We start from the raw sequence: 22,142 nt of genomic DNA, 5'->3' as shown, positions 1-22,142 counted from the left end.
CGGTCAGACCGTCACCCCCCACCGACGGCCCATCTCCCACAGGAGGACCTCCCCCATGAGTCCACTGAGTGCACGACAGACCGCGGTTCCCACCGTCCGAACGGCGACACCCTGGCGCGGCACGGCGGTCACCGCCGTACTGGCGGCCGCCCTGCTGGCCGGACCCGGCGTGGCGCAGGCCGCCGCCCCGGAGGCGGTGCCGGCCTCCCAGGAGCAGGTGGCGGCGGCCAGTATCACCTGGACCCTCGAACGGGCGGCCAACCCCACCCAGGACCAGTCGACGGCGTACAGCCTCATCACGTCGGCGATGAACGCCGCGGTGGCGAGGTACAACAACCTCAGCGACCTCGGAAAAAGCATCACCGTCCGTTACGACCCGAGCGTGCCCACCGCCGACGGCAACATCAACGGAACCATTCGCTTCGGCAACCGCGGCTACATGACCGAGCGGACCGCTCTGCACGAGATCGCCCACACCATCGGCGTGGGCACCAGTGCGGGCTGGTCCTCCCTCGGCGGCAGCGGAACCTGGCGCGGCAGCCAGGCCACGGCCCTGGTCAAGCAGTTCGACGGTTCGGGCGCCACGCTGTCCACCGGCGGCGGGCACTTCTGGCCGTACGGCCTGAACTATGAGAACGAGTTCTCGAACACGGCGGCCGATCGCCACGTCCAGATCGTCGCCGCGATGGTGCGTGACGGTCTGTAGAACCTCAAGGAGAGATTCAAAGACAGGTGAGCGGGGGCGGTCGCGCGGCGACCGCCCCCGCTCACCTGTCACATGACCAGCGTCGCCCACACCGCGTTGCCGCCGGTGAGCCGGGATCGGTCGATCCCCCAGGTGTCGGCGATCTCATCGACAAGGAACAGACCGCGGCCTCTCTCGTCCTCGGGCCCCGGCTCACAGCGCGGCAGCCCGCCGATGGCGTACGCGTGGTCGTGGACCTCGACGCGGAGGCAGTCGTCCGCGATGAGCCCGACGCCGCACAGGATCCGCACGCTGGAGGTGTGGCACACCGCGTTGGCGGCCAGCTCCGACAGGAGCAGCACCGCGTCCGCGGACATCTCGTCGGGCAGCCGCCAGGCGGCCATGTGCGCGCTCACCGAGCGGCGGGCGACTCCGACACTGGAGCGGTGCCCGGGCAGTTCGATCCAGTGCGTACGCTCCGGGCTCGCGACGTCCGAGAGCTGGGGGGAGGAAGCCGTGTGGGGGGACACGCTTGTCGCCTTCCGTCGAGGGGCCGCGGTGGGGAGACGGGGCCGAGGAGAGGGCCTGCCAGGGAGGGGTGTTCCCGGCAAAACGGCCGTGTGGGACCGAACTGTCGACGGATGCCAACTCCGCGCGGTGACACGGACGATGACGGCGATGCGCTCCCGGTCGACCGGATCGCCACACAAGTAACTATGCTCTCAGGCAAGTTCACACTGCAACCGTCCTCCTGATAATTTCAGCGCGACGGTATCCGTCTGACGGCGTCATCAAGTCATCGTCAGGTGACGGTCAGTGACGGTTCATCAGGAGGAGGCGCAGTGAGCGACGCTCGTTCCGGCGCGGGCACCAGCGCACCGACCGTCCTGCGCATGATCCTCGGCCGACGGCTCCAGGAGAGACGTCTCGGCGCCCATGTGTCGCTGGACGACGCGGCCAAGGCCCTGCGCGTGACATCGCTGACCATCCGCCGCCTGGAGAAGGCGGACGTCGGCCTCAAGCCGCTCTACGTGGAGAAGCTGCTCCAGACCTATGGGGCCGGCCAGCAGGAGATCGACGAGTTCGTCGAACTCGCCGAGCGCGCCAACGAGCCCGGCTGGTGGCACGCCTACCGCGATGTGGTGCCGAGCTGGTTCACCGCCTATGTGAGCCTGGAGAGCGGGGCCAAGACCCTTCGCACCTACGAACCCCACTATGTGACGGGGCTGCTGCAGACGCACGGGTACGCGCGCGCCGTGCTGCGCGGAGGGTTCCCCAACGAGAACGAGGAGGACCTGGAGCGGCGCGTCGATCTGCGGCTGCGGCGCCAGAGCCTGCTGGAGAAGCCCGACGCTCCCACGCTGTGGGTGGTGATGGAAGAGGCCGTCCTGCACCGGGTGGCGGGCGGCGCCGAGATCATGCGTGAGCAGATCGACCGGCTCCTGGAGGTCTCGGAGCTGGAGCACATCAGCGTGGACGTCGTGCCGTTCTCCGCGGGCGCGCACGTCGGAGCATGCGCGCCCTTCACCTACTTCCGGTTCGAGGAACCCGAGCTGCCCGACATCGTCTACAGCGAGATCCTGTCCGCCTCCGTGTACCTGGACCAGCGTTCCGACGTCTCGGCCCATCTGGAGGCGCACAACCGGATGTCGCTGGCGACCTCCTCCGCGGACAGCAGGGCTCTGCTGCTCCGCATGCGCAAGGAGTACGCATGACCATCGCCGACGGCCGTGTCTACAACGGAATGCCGGCCTCCGACCTCGGCGAGCAGGGCTGGGAGTGCCCCTGGAGCGGCCCCAACGGGGGTCAGTGCGTGGAGACCAAGCGGCTCGCCGACGGCCGGGTGGCGCTGCGGCAGTCGACCGACCCGACCGGACCGGCACTCATCTACACCCCGGAGGAGATCGGCGCCTTCGTCCGGGGAATCAAGCGGGGCCTCGCCGACCACCTGACAGCCCGCTGAACCGAACCGCGAGCGGGAACGAACGAAGTCGGCCCCGGCCGCGACCCGCCGCCCCGCACCCACCACGCACACCACCGAAGGGGACAGGATGAGCAACACCCAAGGCGCACGGGGCATAGACACCAGCAGGCCGCACTCGGCCCGAATGTACGACTACTACCTCGGCGGCAAGGACCACTTCGACATCGACACGCAGGCGGCCGAGACGGTCGCCGCGGCCTACCCCGGCATCTTCGTGTGCGCCCGCGAGAACCGGGCCTTCATGCACCGCGCCACCCGGGTCCTCGCCCAGGAGCACGGCATCCGCCAGTGGCTCGACATCGGCACCGGCATCCCCACCGAACCGAACCTCCACCAGGTCGCCCAGAGCGTCGTCCCCGAGGCCCGCGTGGTGTACGCCGACAACGACCCCCTCGTCCTCAAGTACGCGGAACGCCTGATGCGCAGCACCCCCCAGGGCCGCACCACGTACATCGAGGCGGACGTCAACGACCCGGACGCGCTCCTCAACGCCCCCCAACTGGCCGAAGTCCTGGACCTGAGCCGGCCCGTGGCTCTGTCCCTGAACGCCCTCATGCACTTCGTCACCGACGCCCAGGACCCGCACGGAATCCTCACCCGGCTGCTCGACGCCCTTCCGTCGGGCAGCGCACTGGCCCTCAGCCACTGCACGCCCGACTTCGACCCGCTCACCTGGCAGAAGGTCACCGACATCTACACCTCCGCCGGGACGCCGGTGCAGTTCCGCTCACAGAACGACGTCGCGCGCTTCTTCGACGGGCTCACCCTGCTCGACCCCGGGGTCACCGTCGGCCACCGCTGGCGTCCGGACGCGTCGGCAGGGGACGAGGCCCCGCAGACGCTCACGGACGCCGAGGTCAGCCTGTGGACCGGGGTGGGCATCAAGCCCTGATTCCGGCTGCGGGAGGCGCGGCAGGGCGAGGACGGCGACGGGCCGGCTGGGGCCGGCTCAAATCCCCTCCATGTGCGACCACTTGACGAGTTTGGTCCAGACCTTTACCGTCACGACACGCACATGGGTTCACAGGAACACTCGCTGTTCACTGATATGAACACCGCCTCGTCCTCCCCCCATCACCGAAGGACGGCACCATGATCCGTACCAGAGTTCTCGCGACGGCCGTCGTCACAGCCACCGTCACGGCGGTGACCTTCCTGGGCAGCCCCAGCGCGGGCGCCGCCGATCCCAAGGTCGCCCCGGGCGGCAACTTCGACCTGTCCGTCTGGCAGTTGCAGGAACCCGTGGGCTCCCCCGGCTCGCCCACCACCATCTCCTCGTCCCGGCTGCAGGGACCCAACGGCTTCCAGGACACGTACTTCTACACCGACACCCGCGACGGCGCGATGACCTTCTGGGCGCCCGAGAAGGGCGTCACCACCCCCAACTCCAACTACGCCCGCTCCGAGTTGCGCGAGATGAACCGCAACGGCGGCGCGGCCGACTGGTCGCTCGGCGGCAGCCACCGGCTGAGCGCGACCCTGCGCGTGGCGTCGGTGACGTCCAACGTCTGCGTGGGCCAGATCCACCTCGGCTCCGGCGGCTCCTCCACCAAACCGCTGGTGGAGCTGTACTACCGGGCGAGCGGCGACATCGTGGTCGGCACCGAGAACTCACCCGCCGGCGGCCAGACGCTGCACACCGTGGGGCATGTGTCGGTCGGAAAAACATGGACCTACACCATCGCCGTCTCTGGCGGCGACACCATCGACCTGACGGTCAACGGCAGCACCACGCACTACTCGATCCCGTCGTCGTTCTTCCCGTACAAGCAGTACTTCAAGGCCGGTTCGTACAACCAGTCCTCCTCCGACAGCACCACGAAGGGGGCACGGGTCGCGTTCTACGGGCTGACCGTCGCGCACAGCTGACAGACGACCGCGGGGCCGGGGCCGGGTCGCATCGGCCCCGCGGGTCGCGTCGGGCTCCCGGCCCTCAGCGCCGCAGGTCCGCGCGGGTCGCCGCCGCGACCACGCGGTCCCGTTCGGTCGGGGTGAACAGCCCCTCGGCCAGCCAATCGGCGGCGAGGGCGCGCACCGCCGCGACAAAACGGCCGGAGGTCGTGAAGGGCGCCCGCGCCCAGAGCATGTCGAGGAAGGTCAGACCGTCGCCGCGGGCGCGGTTCGGCACTCCCGAGTCGGTCGCGCCGAACACGACGACGGGTTCCGAGCGTCGGAAGTAGGCGTGGTAGCGGGTGTCGTCCGCGATGTGGAACGGTGCGAGGGTCAGGCCGTGTGTGGTGAAGTGCAGCGGCCTTCCCTCGGGTTCGATCGCGTCGGCGAGATCGCCCCGGAGCGTGAATTCCCGGTAGAAGGAGAACGAGCGGAACGCCGTCTCCGCGCTCTGCGCGACGAGCAACACCGGCCCGTAGAACAGGGACTGGACGGTGGGATCGTCCAGCGCCCTCTCGACGCGCAGGCGGTAGGGAGCGGAGATCCGGACCCGGTCACCGCGCCGCCAGTCCCTGCTCAGCGTGAGGTAGCTGTCGGGCACCGCCTCCACCTGCTGCCGGACCCCGTTGACGGTGACGATGAAGCCTCCCGTGGCCCAGGACGGAACCCTCAGCTTCAGGTCGAGCCGTCCGCCGCCCTCACGGAACGTCAGCGTGCGTACACCCTCGGCCGGGTAGGCGCTCGACTGCTCGATGACGAAGCCGCGTTCCGGCCATCGCAGGGTCGAGGCGAGGGAGAGGTTGACGTACAGGGCGTCGCCGTCGGCGGAGCGGAAGTAGACCGAGTCCTGGTACTTGGTGTGGTTCTCCATGCCGGTGCCGCCGCAGCAGGTGCCGGTGTTGTCGTACTCGCGCACGACTCCCGGACCCATGCCGACGAAGTACGTCACCTCAGGGCCGCTCGTGCTGGGGGCGTCCCGCCGGGAGGCGAGGATGTGGTTGGTCAGGCCCCGCTCGTAGTAGTCCATGTAGGCGGCGTCGGGCTCGTGGAAGAACAGCTGCCGGCTCAGCTTGAGCATGTTGTACGTGGCACAGGTCTCGGCGTTGTCGGCGTCCAGCGTGGCCGCGATGGCTCCTCTGGCCCGGAACATCTCGCCCTGGCCCGTGCCGCCCAGGCTGTACATACGGGGATCCACGACCATGCCCCAGAAATTGCGGGCAGCGGCCGCGTACTCCTCCTCCCCCGTGTGGTCGAACAGCCGTAGATAGCCGGTGAATTGGGGAATGTGCTGGTTGGCGTGCCGCCCGTTGAGGATGTCGCGGTCCTCGGCGCAGGCGTCCAGCAGCGCGGTGTTGTCGAAGCAGCGGGCGGCGGCGAGGTGTTCCTGCTTGCCCGTGAGGGCGTACAGGTCGGCCAGCACCTCGTTCATGCCGCCGTACTCACCGGCGATGTAGATCGACCACATGCGCTCCAGCTGCGCCGTCGGCAGCCGGCCCAGCCGGCTGTGCACCCAGTCGCCCATCTTCGAGGCGATGGCGAGGGCCTGCGCGTTCCCGGCCAGGGTGTGCGCGTCGAGGAGACCCCGCATGATCTTGTGGCAGGTGTAGTAGGGCGCCCAGATGGTGGGGTACGTCGTGTAGCTCTCCAGCAGGATGAACTGGGTCTCCGGGTACGCCGCCAGATAGCCGGGGTGGCTGGGTCTCGGCGAGCCGTGATCCGCCAAAGCCTGCTGGCACTCGCCGAGCGCGCCGACAAGGTAGTCGAGCTTCGCCTTGAGCGCGGCCTCCCTGGTGTCGGCGTACGCCTGCGCGATCAGGGTGACGAAGTGCCCGCCGAAGTGGCCGCGCAGGTTGCCCTCGGAGGTCTCCCAGCCGCCTGGCGGCCGGGCTCCTCGGGTGTCGAGCCCGGCGTTGGCCCGGAAGACGGCGAGGATACGGTCCGCCGGGTAGGACCTGGCGTAGCCGAGCATCAGGTCGCGCTTGCGGCGGAACACGCCGTCGCCCAGGGTCACTTGATCGAGGGCGAAGGGGCGTACGGCCCAAGTGGGCGGCGGGGTCGGAGCCGCCGACGGGGTGGCCGCCGGGGAGGCCGGGGCGGCCTGGGCCGGTGTGGCCGCATGGACGAGGGGCACGGCGACCGCCGTACCGGCTGCGAGACTCAACAGACGGCGGCGGGTGGGGGGTTGGGACATGCGCGGTCTCCGATCGTCAGTCGTCGGTCTTCGGTCGTCGGCGGGTGTGGGCCGTCATGGGCCGTCATGGGGCGTCATGGGGCGACGACGCCGCCGTCCGATCCGGGTTCTGTCGTCGGCAGCCACACGCGCATCGTCGAGGGCCCGCGGTTGGCCCAGGAGTGGTAGGGGCCCAGGACGATGGCGCCGGGTTCGGCGGCGAGAGCGGTTGTCCAGTGGAGCGGCGGGTACGGCCATGCGGCGTCGTGCGGTTCACCGGGTTCGGCCAGTTCACCGGGTACGACGACGGTGGCACCCGTGCCGTCCGGCCCGTCCTCCGGTTCGGCGGACGGATCCACCCGGACGGCGTCGACCTCGTGCCCGTCGGGCAGGTCGACGGACTCTGCGCAGTACACCAGCGGACCGCGCTGCACGGCCACCGTTCCGCGTACCGCGTCGATGCGCGGGTCGGCGCGGATCCAACGCGGCCGTACGGGCAGTTCGAGGCGTACCTCGTCGCCGGGCCGGAAGACCCGGGTGGTCTCGGCCGTGCCCGGGGCGACCGCGCGGCGCCGCCCGTCCGGGTCGACCAGCCACGCGGTGTCGCCCGCCGTCCAGTCGGGCACGCGCAACGACAGGGTCCACGGGTGATCCGGGGACCGGCCGATCCGCACGGTCACGGTGCCGCCGGACGGGTAGTCGGTACGGATGCGGAGGGCGGCGCCGTGCCCTCCGGCGAGGGAGGTGGCGATCTCCGCGTCGGCGTACTGGTGCACCTGCACGCCGTGGTCGTCGGCCGTCGCCAGATACGCGGGCAGCTGGGCCAGCGTCCGTGCCACGTTGGTCGGGCAGCAGGACACCGCGAACCAGGGGGCTCGCAGACTCGACTCGGCGCGCGGGCTCGGGGTCTGCGCGGCGGGTACGGCACCACGAAGGCGCCGGTGCAGGGTGTTGGCGTAGAAGAAGGACCGGCCGTCCGCCGACGGCGAGGTCGCGACCACGTTGAACAGGGTCCGCTCGGCGAGGTCGGCGAAGCGCGGCTCGCCGGTGGCCAGCAGCAGTCGCCAGCTGAGCATGACGGAGGCGACGCCGGCGCAGGTCTCCGAGTAGGCGCGGTCCGGCGGCAGCACGAAGTCGTCGCCGAAGGCCTCGTCCCGGTGGTGCGAGCCCATGCCGCCGGTCAGGTACGTCCGCCGGGCGACCGCGGTCTCCCACTGCCGTACGACCGCGGCGAGCAGGTCGTCGTCGCCGGTCTCCACGGCCACGTCGACCGCGCCGGCCGCGAGGTAGAGGGCGCGGACGGCGTGCCCGCGCAGCGCCGTGGCCTCGCGCAGCGGCATGTCGTCCTGGTAGTAGGCGCGGCCGAACTCGATGTCGGCGAGCGTGCGGTGGCCGCGCCGGTCGACGAACAGCGCGGCCTGGTCGAGGTAGCGCTGCTCCCCCGTCGCCCTGGCCAGTTCGACCAGGGCCGTCTCGATCTCCGGGTGCCCGCAGACGCCCTCGATGCCGCCCCGCCCGAAGGTGGCGCAGACATGGTCGGCGGCCCGCCGGGCGATCTTCGCCAGCTCGCCCTCGCCCCGGGCCCGCGTCTGGGCCACGCCCGCCTGGATCAGGTGCCCTTGGCAGTACAGTTCGTGGCCCCATTCGAGGTCGCTGTACCGGGGCTGCTGACCGGGGCGGCCGAAGGCGGTGTTCAGATAGCCGTCCGCCTCCTGGGCCGGTGCTATGACCTCGGTGAGTGCGGCGATGTCGGCGTCGAGGGCAGATCCGGTGCCGGACTGCCAGGCCATCGCTTCGAGGAGTTTGTAGAGCTCCGAGTCGGCGAACTCCCGTCCGCGCCGGTCCCGGTGGATCCGGCCCTCGGCGGCGGCCCGGAAGTTGCCGGTCCAGCCGACGCGTTCCGTCCAGTCGCGGCAGTGGCCGAGTGTCGCGGTCTCGTTGGTGTTCCGTCGCTCGGCCCAGAAGCCCCCGGTGATCCTGACCTCGTCGAGGCCGAGCGGTCGCAGCCGGCCGCGGGTCGGTGCCACCGGCAGTACGGACGACCGCCCCGTGTTCTCCCTCACCAGTTCATGCCTTCGGTTGTCCCTTCGGTCGGCGCCTTGGCCCGTTCGGTGTGAGCGGTTCGTGTGCGGTTCGGTGTGCGCGGTTCGGTGTGTGCAATTCGGTGTGTGCAATTCGGTGTGTGCGTCGGCCCGTTGGCTTTCAGCCCTTGAGCGCGCCGGACATGAAGCCCCGTATGTAGTGCCGTTGCAGCAGCAGGAAAAGGAGCAGACAGGGCACGGCCAGGACCACCACGCCCGCCTCGGTGGCGCCGTAGTCGACGGCGCCCATGCTCTGCTGCCGCAGGTTCGCCACGGCCAGCGGCAGGGGTGCCTTCTCGCTGTCGGAGATGAGGATCAGCGGGGCGATGAAGTCGTTCCAGGCCGCGAGGAAGGCGAACAGCCCCACGGTGATCAGTCCCGGCCGCACGGCCGGGAGGAGGATCCGGCGCAGTGCTCCGGCCGTGCCGCAGCCGTCGACGAGCGCCGACTCCTCCAGTTCACGCGGGACCGCCTCGAAGGAGATCCGCATCATGAAGGTGGCGAACGGCAGTTGGAACATGGCCAGTACCAGGCTCAGTCCGATCAGCGAGTTCTGCAGGTGGAGCCGGCCGAGCAGCACGTAGAGCGGGATGAGGAGGGTGGCGTACGGGACCATGAGGATGGCGAGGGTGAGCAGGAACAGCAGGTTCTTGCCCGGGAAGTCGAAGCGGGCGAAGGCGTAGCCGCCCAGCAGGGACACCCCGAGGGTGAGGACGACGGTCAGCGTCGAGACGACGGTGCTGTTGAGGAGGTATCGCCACAGTCCGGCGTCGTAGTCGAGCAGCGTCCGGTAGTTGCCGAGGCCGTAGCCGGATTCCTGCGCGGTGCCCGGCTGTCCGCTGACCGAGGCCCAGGCGTTCCACAGCAGCGGGAACACGAAGATGACGGCCAGACCTCCGGCGACGACGTAGTGGGGCGTCCGGCCGAGGGCTCGGGTGCGCACCGTGGTGTCCCTTCTCGTGGCATGGGTGTCATGACTCGTCGGCGCGGCCGGGGGTGTCATGACTCGTCGGCGCGGCGCAGACCGCGGAACTGGAGGGCGTTGAGCAGGAGCAGCACGGCCAGCACGGTGATCGACAGCGCCGCGGCGGTGCCGAGGTTCAGCCGTTGGAAGGCCTCTCGGTAGATCAACTGGACGATGGTGACAGTGCTGTTGTCCGGTCCGCCCTTGGTGAGGATGAAGAACTGGTCGAAGGCGAGCAGGGATCCGGTCACGCACAGCAGCAGGCTCAGGGCGATGGACGGGCGCAGCAGCGGCAGGGTGATGGAGCGGAAGATCTGGCCGCGGCTCGCGCCGTCCATCCGGGCCGCCTCGTACACCTCGTGGGGGATGCGCTGGATGCCCACGAGAAGGATCAGCATGTAGAAGCCGGCGAACTTCCAGACGATGAGGAAGACCGTCGACAGCAGAGCGGCGGTCGGTGTGCCGAGGAAGGACACCGGGTCGTCGACGAGGCCGAGCTTTTCCAGGGCGCGGCTGAGCGGTCCGGTGGTGGGGCTGTACAGGCCCCAGAACAGCAGGGAGGCGGAGGCGAGTCCCAGGGCGCCGGGCAGGAAGTAGACCGTGCGGAAGAAGCCCGCGCCGGGGCGGGACTCCTGCACGAGCAGGGCGAGCAGAAGCGCCAGGCCGAGCAGGGCGACCGTGACGATCGCCGTGTACAGGAGCGTGAAGCGGACAGCGGGCCAGAACAGGGTGCTGTCGGTGACGTCGGTGTAGTTCTCGGGGGCGTTGACACCCCGGTCGCCGGCCAGCAAGGGCCAGTCGCTGAGCGACATCTGCCCGACGAGCAGCAGGGGGAGCAGGAAGAAGACGGTGACGAACACGGCCGTGGGGGCCGCGTAGGCGAGCCCCTTGACCTTGCGGGACCGCCGGCGGGGCGCGGCCGCGCGGGGCGGACGGACCCGGCGTGCCGGCCGGTTCCGGCGTTCGGCCGCCGCGGGGCCGGCCACCTTCACCTCCATGGCTCTCCTTTGCCGTGTGACGTGCGAGGGATGTGCCGGGTACGGAGTGGGGTGTGCGGCGCGATCGGGGGTGAAGCCGGTGGAGCAGGAGCGAGGGGCGCGCGCCGGGCCGCCGGACGCCGCTCAGTCGGCCAGTGACGCGGAGACCGCCTCGTTGTCCTTGTCGACGGAACTCCCGTCGCCGAAGACGGCGTCGCGCATCAGGGTCAGCCAGGGCCCGTTGGGGTCGTTGAAGGTCTGGCCGAACTTCATCGCGTACGGCGTACGGCCGTCCGCCACCAGTTCGTTGATGGTCACCAGCCGCGGATCCGCCTTGGAGTACTTGTTGGACGCGAGGTCGGTGCGGGCCACCACGTCCTTGTGCGCGGCGACCACGTCGACCTGCGCCTCGTCGCCCAGGGTCCAGGCGAGGAAGTTCCAGGCCTGGTCGGTGGACTTGCTGGTGGCGGAGATGCCGATCGCGTCACCGCCGACGAAGGTGGACCTGCCGCCGTCCGGTCCGGGGATGGGCGCGACCCCGAGGTCGAGGTCCTTGGGCATCAGCCCCAGGGTGGTCGACGGCATGGGCATGACTCCGACCTTTCCCTTCGGGAAGACGCCGGTCCAGGTGACGCCCGTCTCGTCCCGCGCGCCGGGGGCGACGATGTCGTCCTTCACCCACCCGCGATAGGTGTCGTAGACCTTCTTCGCGGTGCCGGAGGCGAGCCGCGCCTCGGTCCCCTCCTTGTTCAGGACGTCCTCGCCCGCGGCCCAGATGGAGGGCCACCAGGTGAACACGCCGCAGCCGCCGCAGTTCCCGCCGAAGAAGGTGCCGTCGACGCCGCCCAGCGCGTCCACCGCCCGCGCCTGGCTGTCCCATTCGCCCAGCGTGGTGGGCGGCTTCTCGGGATCGAGTTTCGCCCGCCGGTAGAGCTCCTTGTTGTAGAAGAGCACCGACAGGTCCAGGGTGTGCGGGACGACGTACTTCTTGCCCTCGTACGTACCGGCCTTGATGTGCGACTGCGCCAGATCCTTGGCGAAGGGCAGGGCGTCGACGCGTTCGGTGAGGTCGGCGAAGAGCCCGCTGGAGGTGTAGTTCGGAACGAACACCACGTCGGAGGCGAACAGGTCGGGCAGGTCCCGGGATCCGGCGGCGGCACCGACCTTGGCCTGGTAGTCGTCGGTCGGTACGACGGTCAGTTCGACCTTGTTCTTGTGGCTCGCGTTGTACGCCTTGACCAGGGCCTCGCTCTGCGGGCGGGTCGCCGCGCGTGTCCACATGGTGAGCTTGGCGCCGTCGTCGACCCCCTTGGCGTCGGCCGGTCCGCCGCCTCCCCCGCCCGAGCCGTCCTCCCCCGACCCGCAGGCCGTGACCAGACTCGCGGCGGCGAGCAGCGCGACGGCACCGGTGACGAAGCGGCGCAGCTGCCCACGTGGTCCGACCGTGCTCCCCATGGTCGATCCCCCTTGTGTTGCGGCGGGCCGTGCAGGGGCCGGCCGGTCGGGACGATGGATGTGGTGGCACTGAACCGAGCGACGGAAAGGACCGAAAAGGCTTTCTGTGACGCTAGGACCCTGCCCAGTACCCGTCAATCCCCTTGCAGGGAACGGCAGTAGACGGATCACCGAAACCCGCGCGAGCACCCTCACCGAAATCTTTCGCGTACTGTTTTACGCATGGCGTGCCGCCCTCCACGGCGTCGGCAGGCCACGTGAGACAGGAGAGCGCCCATGTCACAGGCCGCCGGCCCGGCCCGTCCGCAGCCCGCCACGCTCGTTGAGGTCGCCCGGCTGGCGGGCGTGTCCGTCGCCACGGCGTCCAAGGCCCTCAACGGCCGCAGCCAGGTGCGCGCGGAGACCAGACAGCGGGTGATCGAGGCGGCCGAGCGGCTGTCGTTCAGGCCCAACCAGGTGGCCCGCGGCCTGCTGGCCGGGCGCACGGGCACCGTCGGTCTGCTCACCAGCGACCTGGAGGGCCGGTTCAGCATTCCGATCCTGATGGGCGCCGAGGACGCCTTCGGGGCGGGCGAGGTCGCGGTGTTCCTCTGTGACGCCCGCGGCGACGCGATCCGCGAACAGCACCATGTGCGCGCGCTGCTCGGGCGCCGGGTCGACGGCCTGATCGTGGTGGGCAGCCGCACCGATCCCCGCCGCTCGCTGGGCCGGGAGCTGCCCGTGCCCGTCGTCTACGCCTATGCCCCGTCACAGGATCCGGAGGACCTGTCCATCGTCCCCGACAACGTCGGCGCCGGCCGGATCGCGGTGGACCACCTGCTCGCCTGCGGCCGGACCCGGATCGCCCACATCACCGGCGATCCCGGATACCTCGCCGCACAGGACCGGGCCGCGGGCGCCCGGGCGGCGCTCGCCGACGCCGGCCTCGCCCTGGTCGGTGAACCGCGGTTCGGGGCGTGGTCGGAGGGCTGGGGGCGGGCGGCCACCGCGATGCTGCTCGACCGGCACCCGGACGTGGACGCCGTGCTGTGCGGCAGCGACCAGATCGCCCGCGGTGTCATGGACGTGCTGCGTGAGCGCGGCCACCGGGTGCCGGAGGACGTCGCGGTCATGGGTTTCGACAACTGGCAGGTCCTGACCTCCTCCTCCCGGCCGCCGCTGACCAGCGTCGACATGAACCTCGAACAGGTCGGGCGGGCGGCCGCGCACGCCCTGTTCACCGCGATCGGCGGGGCCCGGCGACCGGGGATCGACACCCTGCCCTGCCGTGTGGTGATCCGGGGGTCCACGGCGGCCCTGTCCTGAACCGTCCCGTGCACAACCTCGGTCCCCCACACCCCTCTTGACACCCAATCAGCTCGCTCCTACGTTGCGAAAACCTTTTAGGTCCGTTTCCGTGCTCTACGGACCATGAACGTCGGCGTCATCGTGAGCAAGCGCTTGTCAACGGGACAGGGAGCATCCGATGAGAAGACCGCACGCCCTACTGGTACGGCGCAGACGCACGAGGTGTCTCCTCGTCGCCCTGGCGCTCAGCTTCTGTTCCGTCGTCACCGCGACCCCGGCCGCCGCCGCCCAGACCATCAGGTTCCCCACCTTCACCGGCCCCGCGATCCCGGCCCCGCCCGTCGGCTACACGCCGGGCGACATGATGCGGACCATCTACGACGCGGAGAGTTCGGGAACCGACTTCTGGATGGACCGGCTGCTGGCCCGTTCGGGCAACGACCCGGCCGGCCCCTGGCTGATGAGCCGAGGTCGCGCGGTCTTCATGAAGGAGCACGACCCTTCCCGGCTCGGCTTCGGCGGCAAGGTCGCCTACTGGGAGAGCATCAACGACAACAACGCCTACACCGTCGCGATCACTCCGGGCACCTTCACCGAGCAGGTCTCCCAGCGCCGGCAGACGCCCAGCCACTGGAAGAGTGTGCACACCAGCGGCTCGGTCACGGTCGACCAGACCAAGTTCATCACCGACAACAACGTCGCCGTGACCAACCTGTCGATCAAGAACAACGGCAGCAGCTCGACCACCCTGCAGCTGCGGGCGACCTCGCCGTACGCCACGACCGGCACCGGCGGTGAGCTGACCGGGCAGGTGAACGCCTACAACAACCTCACCACCATCCGTCCGCGGCTGACCGGCGACGGTTTCGCCGTCTCGAGCGGCGGGCTGAACCGCTCCGTGACGATCGCCGCGGGAGCCACGGTGACCGCCAAGGTGGTGATGGGCTTCGTCACCGACGAGATCCCCGAGTCGCTCAGCGAGTACAACGCCTACGCGGGCTATTCCAACGCCACCGCGTTCGCCACCCACGTCAGGGCCTACAACCTGTGGTGGGCGCAGAACGTGCCCTACATCGACGTGCCCGAGCCCGCGATCAAGAAGAGCGTCTACTACCGCTGGTGGCTGATGCGCTTCAACAACCTCGACGCCGACATCCCCGGGCAGACCTTCCAGTTCCCGACCTCGACCGAAGGCGTCCTCGGCTACAACAACGCGATCGCGCTCACCCAGCCCATGCACATCGACGACCTCAAGTACCTGCGCAACCCCGCCTACGCGTACGGCGACTGGCTCAGCGTCGGCCAGACTTCGAAGGGCGGACGCTTCCTCGACAACCCGGGCGACCCGGAGAACTGGTCCAACAGCTACACCCAGTACATCGCCGAGGCGGCCTGGAAGAGCTACCAGATCCACGGCGGCCAGCCGGCCATCGCCGCCAACCTCGCCCGCTACGCGGAGGGCGACGTCAAGGGCCAACTCGCCTACTACGACCACGACAACAACAAGCTCATCGAGTACGACTGGGGCGCCCTGACCGGCAACGACGCCGACGCGGTGTCCTTCCACTGGAAGCCCGGGAACATGGACCGCGCCGAGTCCGCCTACCAGTACAGCGGTGCGCTCGCCGCCGCGCAGGCCTACGAGGCGACCGGCAACACGGCCAAGGCGGCCGAGCTGCGCACGCTCGCGGCGCAGATCAAGGACGCCATCGTCAACGTGCTGTGGAACCCGAACAGGCAGCTGTTCGAGCACCGGCTCAAGTCGACCAACGAGTGGGTGCCCTGGAAGGAGATCAACAACTACTACCCGTTCTCGGTCGGAGCCGTCCCCGACACCGCGACGTACAAGCAGGCCCTGCGTCTGTTCGACGACCCGGCCCAGTACCCCGTCTTCCCCTTCTACACGGCCAACCAGGCCGACAAGAAGGCGGCGGCCGACGCCGGGAACCCGGGCTCCAACAACTTCTCCACCATCAACTCCACCGTGCAGTTCCGGCTGTACTCCTCGGTGCTGCGCAACTACCCCAACTCCTGGATGAACGCGACCGACTACAAGAAGCTGCTCTACTGGAACGCCTGGGCGCAGTACGTCGGCGGCAACACCCAGTGGCCCGACGCCAACGAGTTCTGGGCCGACTGGAACGGCACCGGCATCGACTACCGGTCCTGGATCCACCACAACATCCTGGGCAGCAGCAACTGGACCGTGATCGAGGACGTCGCCGGTCTTCGGCCGCGCAACGACGCGAAGGTCGAGCTCTCCCCGATCGACATCGGCTGGGACCACTTCACCGTCAACAACCTCCGTTACCGGGGCGCGGATCTGACCGTCGTCTGGGACGACCCGGCCGACGGCGTGGTGCGCTACCCGGGCGTTCCCGAGGGTTACTCGATCTACGTCAACGGAAGCCGGGCCGCCACCGTCGACTCGCTGGTCCCCTTCACCTGGGACCCGGCCACCGGAGACGTCACCACGAGCGGCACGGTCACCCACCACACGGCCGTCGCCGGGCTGAAGGCCCCCAACCAGGTGGTGCAGAACAGCCCGCGGATGGTCGACATGCTCGCCAAGGCGGGCGTCGACCTGACCGCCGACCTGACCAACCTCGCCTCCGGAGCGACCGCGTCCGCCTCCTACACCGGCTCCGGCAGCAGTGTCGCCGGCGCGGTCGACGGCTACCCCACCAATGAGCCGTTCTGGGGCGCCGGCGGCTCCCCCAACAGCCAGGACTGGTACGAGCTGAACTTCGGCACCGCCCGCACGCTCGACGAGGTGCGCCTGTACTTCAAGGACAGCCGCCCGGCCAGTACGACCTACCGGGCGCCGTCCGCGTACACCATCCAGTACTACGACGGCAGTGCGTGGGTGAACGCCCCGAGCCAGACCAGGAGCCCGGCGGCGCCCCGCGCCAACTACAACGTGGTGCGGTTCCCCGCGCTCAATGCCCAACGCGTACGGGTCCTGGCCACCAACGCCACCGGCGCCAAAACAGGCCTCACCGAGGTCAAGGTGTTCAACCGGGGCGGTGTCCAGCCACCGGCCAACCAGGCGACCTCCGCGACGGCGTCTGCGTCGTACACCTCCTCCTGGGAGAGCGTCACCGCGGTCAACGACGGCATCGACCCGCCCTCGTCCAACGACACCGTGAACCCGCGCTGGGGCACCTGGCCACAGACCGGGCAGCAGTGGGCCGAACTGACCTGGCCGTCGGCCAGGAACCTCACCAAGGCCGAGGTGTACTTCTTCGACGACGACCAGGGCATCGACATGCCCGCCTCGTGGAAGCTCCAGTACTGGAACGGCAGTGCCTACGTCGACGTGCCCGGCGCGAGCGGCTACCCCCTGGCCAAGAACCAGTACAACACCGTCACGTTCACCGCGACGAACACCACGCGACTACGTGTGCAGCTCACCGGTAACGGCACCAACTCCGTCGGCCTCCTCGAAGCAAAGGTGTACGGCCCGTGACCCGTTCCAGGTGTCTGTCCGCGCTCATCGGCGTACTCACCATGGTGGTCGCCTTCCTGGTGGCGCCTCCACCCGCTGCCGCGGCCGTCACGTTCACCTCGACCGGGGTGAACCAGAACGGCGGCAACTGCCTTGACCTGCCGAACAGTTCGTCTACCGACGGAACTCAGCTGCGCGCGTTCACGTGCGGTTCCGGAGCGAACCAGAACCTCGGCTTCACTCCCGTCCCGGGGACGAGCGACACGTACACGATCACCACCCAGTCCGGTCGGTGCGTCGACGTCTACGGCGCGTCCGCCGCGGACAACGCGGCGATCATCCAGTGGTCCTGCCACGGCGGGACGAACCAGCAGTGGCGACTCGCACCGGTGACGGTGAGCGGAACCGACAAGACCTTCAACCTGGTCTCCGTCAGCTCCGGCAAGTGCGTCACACCGAGCGGCGGTTCGTCGGCCTCGAACACCAACCTGGTGCAGCTGCCGTGCGCCACGGCGAACGGCAGGGTGTGGCGGCTGCCCGGCTTCACCGGCGGCGGCACCAGCACCAAGACCTTCACCAACCCGCTCTCGCAGCACGGGCCCGACCCCTGGCTGACGTACTACGACGGGTACTACTACCTCGCCACCACGACCTGGAACTCGACGGTCACCATGCGCAAGGCCGGCACGCTGGCGGGCCTCGCCACGGCCACCGACCAGGTGATCTTCAACCTGAGCAGACCGAACGGTGCGGGCACGATGTGGGCCCCCGAATTCCATCTGCTCGACGGCCCGAGCGGGAAGCGGTGGTACTTCTACTACACCGCCGGGCGGGAGCCGTACGACCTCGGCACGCAGCGGATCCATGTCCTCGAGAGCGCCGGTCTGGACCCGATGGGGCCCTACACCTTCAAGGCCGATCTGCTCGACCCGACCCAGGACAACACCTGGGAGCTGGATCCGAGCATCCTCCAGCTGAATGGCCGGCTGTACCTGCTCGGCACGTTCTACAACGGCTCGCAACCCATGTTCATCCGGCCGCTGTCCAACCCGTGGACCGCCGAGGGCACCCGCCGGGTACTGTCCACGCCGACCTACAGCTGGGAGACGGTGGGCGGCGCGGTCAACGAAGGCGCCGAGGTGCTCCAGCGGGGCGGCAAGACCTTCATCGTCTACTCCGCGAGCCACTGCTCCACGCCGGACTACAAGTTGGGGATGCTGACGTACAACGGCGGCGACCCGCTCAGCTCCTCCTCCTGGGTCAAGTCGCCGACCCCCGTCTTCCAGCGGTCCAACGCCAACGGTGTGTACGGGCCAGGCCACAACGGCTTCTTCAAGTCGCCCGACGGGACCGAGGACTGGATGGTCTACCACGCCAACAACTCCGCCTCCGGCGGCTGCGACATGAACCGCACCACCAGGGCACAGAAGTTCACCTGGAACGCCGACGGCACACCGAACTTCGGTACGCCGGTGGCTCTCGGCGTCACACTGCCCGCACCGTCCGGGGAGTGATCGGAGCGTCAGCGGGGCGTCGGCCGGACGCCCCGCTGACGCGGCTGATCACGCGTCACCGCGGTCCGGGCCGTCCCGGTCAGGGCGACACGGCCAACAGCCGTCATACAACGGCCGGTTGGGGGACCGCCGGTTCGGGAACGGACGGTTTGCGGATCAGCAGCAGTGCCGCGTCGTCGTGCAGCCGACCGCCCACATGGGCCAGCAGTTCGTCGTGGAGCGCGGTGAGAGTGCGCTCCGGCTCGTCGGACACGTGGCGCATCAGGCCTTCGAGGAGCGGGTAGAACTCACGGCCCCGGTCGCGGGCCTCGGTGACCCCGTCCGTGTACAGCAACAGTTGGTCCCCGTCGGCGAACGGCAGCACCTGAAGGCCGGGACCCTGGCCCGCGAGGGCGCGCAGCCCGAGGGGCGGGGCCGGACGTGTGGGCTCCACGGCCACGACGTCTCCGGACTCGCGCACCAGCAGCGGAGGCGCGTGGCCGCAGTTCACCAACTCCAACTGCCCCGCCCTCGGGTATCCGGCGACCACAGCGGTGACGAAGTCGTCCGAGCCGAGGTTGCGCGCCAGGCTCCGTTCGATCCTGTCGACGACGGCGAGCAGGTCCGGCTCGTCATGGGCGGCCTCCCGGAAGATACCGAGCACCAGGGCGGCGGTCCCCACGGCCGGCAGCCCCTTGCCGCGCACATCGCCCACGATCAGCCGGACCCCGTACGGGGTGGGTATCAGTGCGTAGAGATCCCCGCCGATACGGGCCTCGGCCGCCGCGGCGCTGTAGCGGACGGCCGCCTGGAACGGGCCGACGGTCGCCGGTACGGGCCTGAGCAGCACGTGCTGGGCGGTCTCCGCGACCGAGCGGACGGCGGCGAGCACCCGTTCCCGACGCCCGCGCAGCGCACTGGCCAGTCCGCTCGCCAGAGTGACGGCCACCAGGGCGGACAGTACGGCCGCCAGTTCACGTGCCGGAACGCTGTCCCGGGATCCCAGCGTCGCGCCGAGCGCCGCGGCGAGGGCACCGACGCAGAGAACACCGCGGGGTCCGTTGGTGGTGGCGGCCAGCGCGGGGCCGGCCGCCAGCAGGGGCAGCCAGATCATCCCCGCTCCGCCGAGAAGGTCGGCGAGCACGACGAGGGAAACGATCAGCACGGGCAGTACGGGTGTCCCGGCGGCCAGCTGGGCGGCGGCCCGCCTGCGGGCCGGGGCCCCGGGTCCGGCCGCCCGGTCTCTGAACGACCGCGTAGGCCACTGGTCGCGACCATGCTCTCGGGCCTGGCTCATGTCTTGTCCGCTGTCCTCACTTGCGCACAGGGCGCATTCCTGAAATGTCCGCTTTCATCCAGGAAACGGATTCGGCCCGATTGTCACAAGAAGCAGGATTTCAGATAGTGAGCGAGAGGCTCCTGGTCACGCGGCTCGCGGTCGGGAGCAGCCGCTCCTGGACCTCCCGCAGCCGGGGGAGCCGGCCGGCCGGCAGCGAGACGCCGAGCGAGCCCAGAACGTCCCCGCTGTACACGGGCACGGCGACGCAGACCGTACCGAGGCTGTACTCCTCCAGGTCCGTGACGGCCGGGGCCACCGGCGAGGAGTCGAGTCGGCGCAGCAGCTCCGGCTGACTGGTGATGGTCCGCGGGGTGAGGTCGGCGAGGTGATGCCGGGAGAGGTAGTCCTTGCGGGCCTCCACGTCGAGTTCTCGCAGCACGGCCTTGCCCAGCGCGGTGGCGTGCCCCGCGTCCTCGAACCCCACCCAGAGATCGACGCGGGGCGTCCGCGGGCCGTCGACGATCTCCGCGACCCGGATCTCGCCATCCTCGTAGAAGGTGAGGTAGGCGGCGGCCGCGATCTCGTCCCGCAGCGCGGCGAGCGTGGGACGCACCCGGCTGAGCAGCGCCTGCCCCCGGCTCGTGGTGTGCAGGGTCTGCACCTTGTCCCCGAGGACGAATCCGCCGTCGGCGAGCTTGCGCACATAGCCGTCGTGGACCAGCGTCCGCAGCAGGTGGTAGGCGGTGGCCAGGGGCAGGCCGGTCTCCCGCGCCAGCTGCTTGGCCGGCGCGCCGTTCTCGTGTGCGCTCATGGCCTCCAGCAGCCGGAAGGCCCGCTGGACGGACGTGATGAGCGTAGGGCCGTCGTACCCACCCATGGGACCAGCGTGCTCCCGGCACACCGTGCAAGCAAGACTCGCCGGTCGAGAAGCCGGGACTGTACATGACACTGTGCACGTACCCAATGCGATCCCATGAGTCAACCGCCTCCCAACTGCACGAAATATCGACGACACATGTATTTACAGTGCAGACGGCCCTCTCTACTGTGAACGTTCACGGATTTCCACCATGCGCATGTCAGGGCCCTTCGGCCTCGACGTCGCCACGTCTCGAGCAAAGGAGTCGGGATGACCGTGAACGGCTCAGGCCGCACGATGAAGGCCGCCCTGCTGATGGCGGTCGTCGCCCTGCCGGCGACCCTGCTCACCACGCCCACGAGCGCCTCCGCCGCGAACTCGCTCAGCATGCTCGGCGCCGACGTCTCGACCGCGCAACGAGCACTGGACCTCGGCGCCAAGTACTACGACGCGAGCGGCACCGCCAAGGACCCGCTCGACGTCCTCAAGGGCCTCGGCGTGAACTACGTCCGCCTGCGGGTGTGGAACAACCCCGCCAGCGGCTACAACAACAAGGCCAAGGTGCTGACGTACGCGAAGCAGGTCAAGGCCAAGGGTCTCAAGCTGCTGGTCGACTTCCACTACTCGGACACCTGGGCGGACCCGGGCAAGCAGTACAAGCCGGCGGCCTGGGCGAGCCACGGCATCAACCAGCTGCAGACGGATGTGTACAACTACACGTACGACGTCTGCAACAGCCTCAAGTCCCAGGGCACCACCCCGGACAGCGTGCAGATCGGCAACGAGATCAACGTCGGCATGCTGTGGGACGACGGCAAGGTGGTCAACAACGACTTCACCAACCTGAGCCTGCTGCTGAAGTCGGGATACAACGCGACCAAGGCGTGCAACAGCGGCACCCAGGTGATCATTCACACCGCCAACTCGGACAGCGACGCGCACGCGCGCTGGTTCTACGACGGCATCAAGGCGAAGGGCGTCAGCTGGGACATCACCGGGCTGTCCTACTACTGCCCGTGGCACGGCACACTGGCCAACATGGGCAGCGTCGTGTCCGACATGAAGTCCAGGTACGGCAAGGACGTGGTGATCGCCGAGACGGCCTACCCGTTCACCTCGGCGAACGCGGACGGCACCGGCAACTCGATCACCTCCGGCTGCTCGGGCTACCCGCTCAGCTGGCAGGGCCAGGCCGACAACTTCACCGCCGTACAGAACACGGCTCGCAACGCCGGCGCGATCGGCGTCTTCTACTGGGAACCGACCTGGTACGCGGTCACCGGTAACGGATGGGATCCGGCCGACATCACCAACAGCGGAAACGGCTGGGACAACATGGCCATCTTCAACTGGACCGGCCAGGTGAACCCGAACATCAAGTGGGCCCCGTAGAGCGGGAGTTCGGCGATAGATCACACCCAGGAGGGCGAGGCCCGCGATCAGCGTCCGCGGCGCGCGGCGATCCGCGCGCCGCACCGCCTCGTCGCGCCGTAGCCGTGGCCTCGGCACCGGTGTCGTATCGAGCGCGTGGCAGCAGCACTGTCATGAGATCCGCCCCCGCTGTAGGCCC

Annotated in this window: 17 protein-coding genes; 9 read left to right on the top strand and 8 right to left on the bottom strand. The window is 69.4% G+C overall.

Translation table 11 applies throughout. The annotated features are described in order from the left end of the window. Window positions 1-55 precede the first annotated feature (55 nt). On the top strand, window positions 56-706 hold the full coding sequence (locus AB0H86_RS40475; protein WP_362450586.1) for a hypothetical protein: 651 nt from the start codon (window positions 56-58) through the stop codon (window positions 704-706). A gap of 68 nt (window positions 707-774) precedes the next feature. On the opposite strand, the gene AB0H86_RS40470 is transcribed toward AB0H86_RS40475, so the two are convergent. Continuing rightward, the gene (locus AB0H86_RS40470) at window positions 775-1,215 is read right to left on the bottom strand and encodes an ATP-binding protein (RefSeq protein ID WP_362450584.1); all 441 of its coding nucleotides are present in this window, start codon (window positions 1,213-1,215) and stop codon (window positions 775-777) included. A 312-nt stretch (window positions 1,216-1,527) separates the two neighbouring features. Between AB0H86_RS40470 and AB0H86_RS40465 the strand changes: the two genes are divergently transcribed. The 4 genes from AB0H86_RS40465 (at window position 1,528) to AB0H86_RS40450 (ending at window position 4,538) form a co-directional block, all read left to right on the top strand. After that, entirely contained in the window at window positions 1,528-2,400 is an 873-nt protein-coding gene (locus AB0H86_RS40465) for a helix-turn-helix transcriptional regulator (RefSeq protein WP_362450582.1), read from the top strand. Next, window positions 2,397-2,648 carry a DUF397 domain-containing protein gene (locus AB0H86_RS40460; protein ID WP_362450579.1) on the top strand — a complete coding sequence of 84 codons (252 nt, stop codon included), beginning with the start codon at window positions 2,397-2,399 and terminating at the stop codon, window positions 2,646-2,648. The genes AB0H86_RS40465 and AB0H86_RS40460 overlap by 4 nt, the downstream gene beginning before the upstream one ends. 88 nt (window positions 2,649-2,736) lie before the next feature. Beyond that, complete coding sequence (locus AB0H86_RS40455) at window positions 2,737-3,561, top strand: SAM-dependent methyltransferase (protein WP_362450577.1); 825 nt, start codon at window positions 2,737-2,739, stop codon at window positions 3,559-3,561. A gap of 200 nt (window positions 3,562-3,761) precedes the next feature. Then, a complete protein-coding gene (locus AB0H86_RS40450; protein ID WP_362450575.1) occupies window positions 3,762-4,538 on the top strand; it encodes a polysaccharide lyase family 7 protein in 777 nt (258 codons plus the stop codon). 64 nt (window positions 4,539-4,602) lie between these two features. Here AB0H86_RS40450 and AB0H86_RS40445 read toward each other — a convergent pair whose 3' ends face one another. The 5 genes from AB0H86_RS40445 to AB0H86_RS40425 all read right to left on the bottom strand — a co-directional run bounded on the left by AB0H86_RS40445 (window position 4,603) and on the right by AB0H86_RS40425 (window position 12,206). Beyond that, on the bottom strand, window positions 4,603-6,750 hold the full coding sequence (locus AB0H86_RS40445; protein ID WP_362450573.1) for a beta-L-arabinofuranosidase domain-containing protein: 2,148 nt from the start codon (window positions 6,748-6,750) through the stop codon (window positions 4,603-4,605). 74 nt (window positions 6,751-6,824) lie between these two features. Beyond that, on the bottom strand, window positions 6,825-8,792 hold the full coding sequence (locus tag AB0H86_RS40440) for a beta-L-arabinofuranosidase domain-containing protein (protein WP_362450571.1): 1,968 nt from the start codon (window positions 8,790-8,792) through the stop codon (window positions 6,825-6,827). Between the two features lie 139 nt (window positions 8,793-8,931). After that, complete coding sequence (locus AB0H86_RS40435; RefSeq protein ID WP_362450569.1) at window positions 8,932-9,753, bottom strand: carbohydrate ABC transporter permease; 822 nt, start codon at window positions 9,751-9,753, stop codon at window positions 8,932-8,934. 56 nt (window positions 9,754-9,809) lie between these two features. After that, window positions 9,810-10,772, bottom strand: a complete 963-nt coding sequence (locus tag AB0H86_RS40430) for a sugar ABC transporter permease (protein ID WP_362450566.1) — start codon at window positions 10,770-10,772, stop codon at window positions 9,810-9,812. 123 nt (window positions 10,773-10,895) lie between these two features. Continuing rightward, window positions 10,896-12,206: a sugar ABC transporter substrate-binding protein gene (locus AB0H86_RS40425; protein WP_362450563.1), complete on the bottom strand. Its 1,311-nt coding sequence runs from the start codon at window positions 12,204-12,206 to the stop codon at window positions 10,896-10,898. Between the two features lie 276 nt (window positions 12,207-12,482). Here AB0H86_RS40425 and AB0H86_RS40420 point away from each other — a divergent pair, with 276 nt between their 5' ends. From AB0H86_RS40420 to AB0H86_RS40410, 3 genes are all read left to right on the top strand, one after another. After that, window positions 12,483-13,511: a LacI family DNA-binding transcriptional regulator gene (locus tag AB0H86_RS40420; RefSeq protein WP_362450562.1), complete on the top strand. Its 1,029-nt coding sequence runs from the start codon at window positions 12,483-12,485 to the stop codon at window positions 13,509-13,511. Between the two features lie 160 nt (window positions 13,512-13,671). Then, a complete protein-coding gene (locus AB0H86_RS40415) occupies window positions 13,672-16,962 on the top strand; it encodes a discoidin domain-containing protein (protein WP_362450559.1) in 3,291 nt (1,096 codons plus the stop codon). Then, window positions 16,959-18,455 (top strand): family 43 glycosylhydrolase, encoded by a 1,497-nt coding sequence (locus tag AB0H86_RS40410; RefSeq protein WP_362450558.1) that lies wholly within the window; start codon window positions 16,959-16,961, stop codon window positions 18,453-18,455. The genes AB0H86_RS40415 and AB0H86_RS40410 overlap by 4 nt, the downstream gene beginning before the upstream one ends. Before the next feature lie 103 nt (window positions 18,456-18,558). Here AB0H86_RS40410 and AB0H86_RS40405 read toward each other — a convergent pair whose 3' ends face one another. After that, entirely contained in the window at window positions 18,559-19,731 is a 1,173-nt protein-coding gene (locus AB0H86_RS40405) for a PP2C family protein-serine/threonine phosphatase (protein ID WP_362450557.1), read from the bottom strand. A gap of 100 nt (window positions 19,732-19,831) precedes the next feature. Next, window positions 19,832-20,590, bottom strand: coding sequence for an IclR family transcriptional regulator (locus AB0H86_RS40400; RefSeq protein ID WP_362450555.1), 759 nt, complete (start codon window positions 20,588-20,590; stop codon window positions 19,832-19,834). Between the two features lie 252 nt (window positions 20,591-20,842). On the opposite strand from AB0H86_RS40400, the gene AB0H86_RS40395 reads away from it, so the two are divergent. Then, the gene (locus tag AB0H86_RS40395; protein WP_362450553.1) at window positions 20,843-21,964 is read left to right on the top strand and encodes a glycosyl hydrolase 53 family protein; all 1,122 of its coding nucleotides are present in this window, start codon (window positions 20,843-20,845) and stop codon (window positions 21,962-21,964) included. Window positions 21,965-22,142: the final 178 nt, after the last annotated feature.

It is taken from the genome of Streptomyces sp. NPDC050997 (assembly GCF_040660135.1).
Lineage (GTDB): Bacteria > Actinomycetota > Actinomycetes > Streptomycetales > Streptomycetaceae > Streptomyces.
This window is presented reverse-complemented; position numbering and strand designations above follow the sequence as displayed.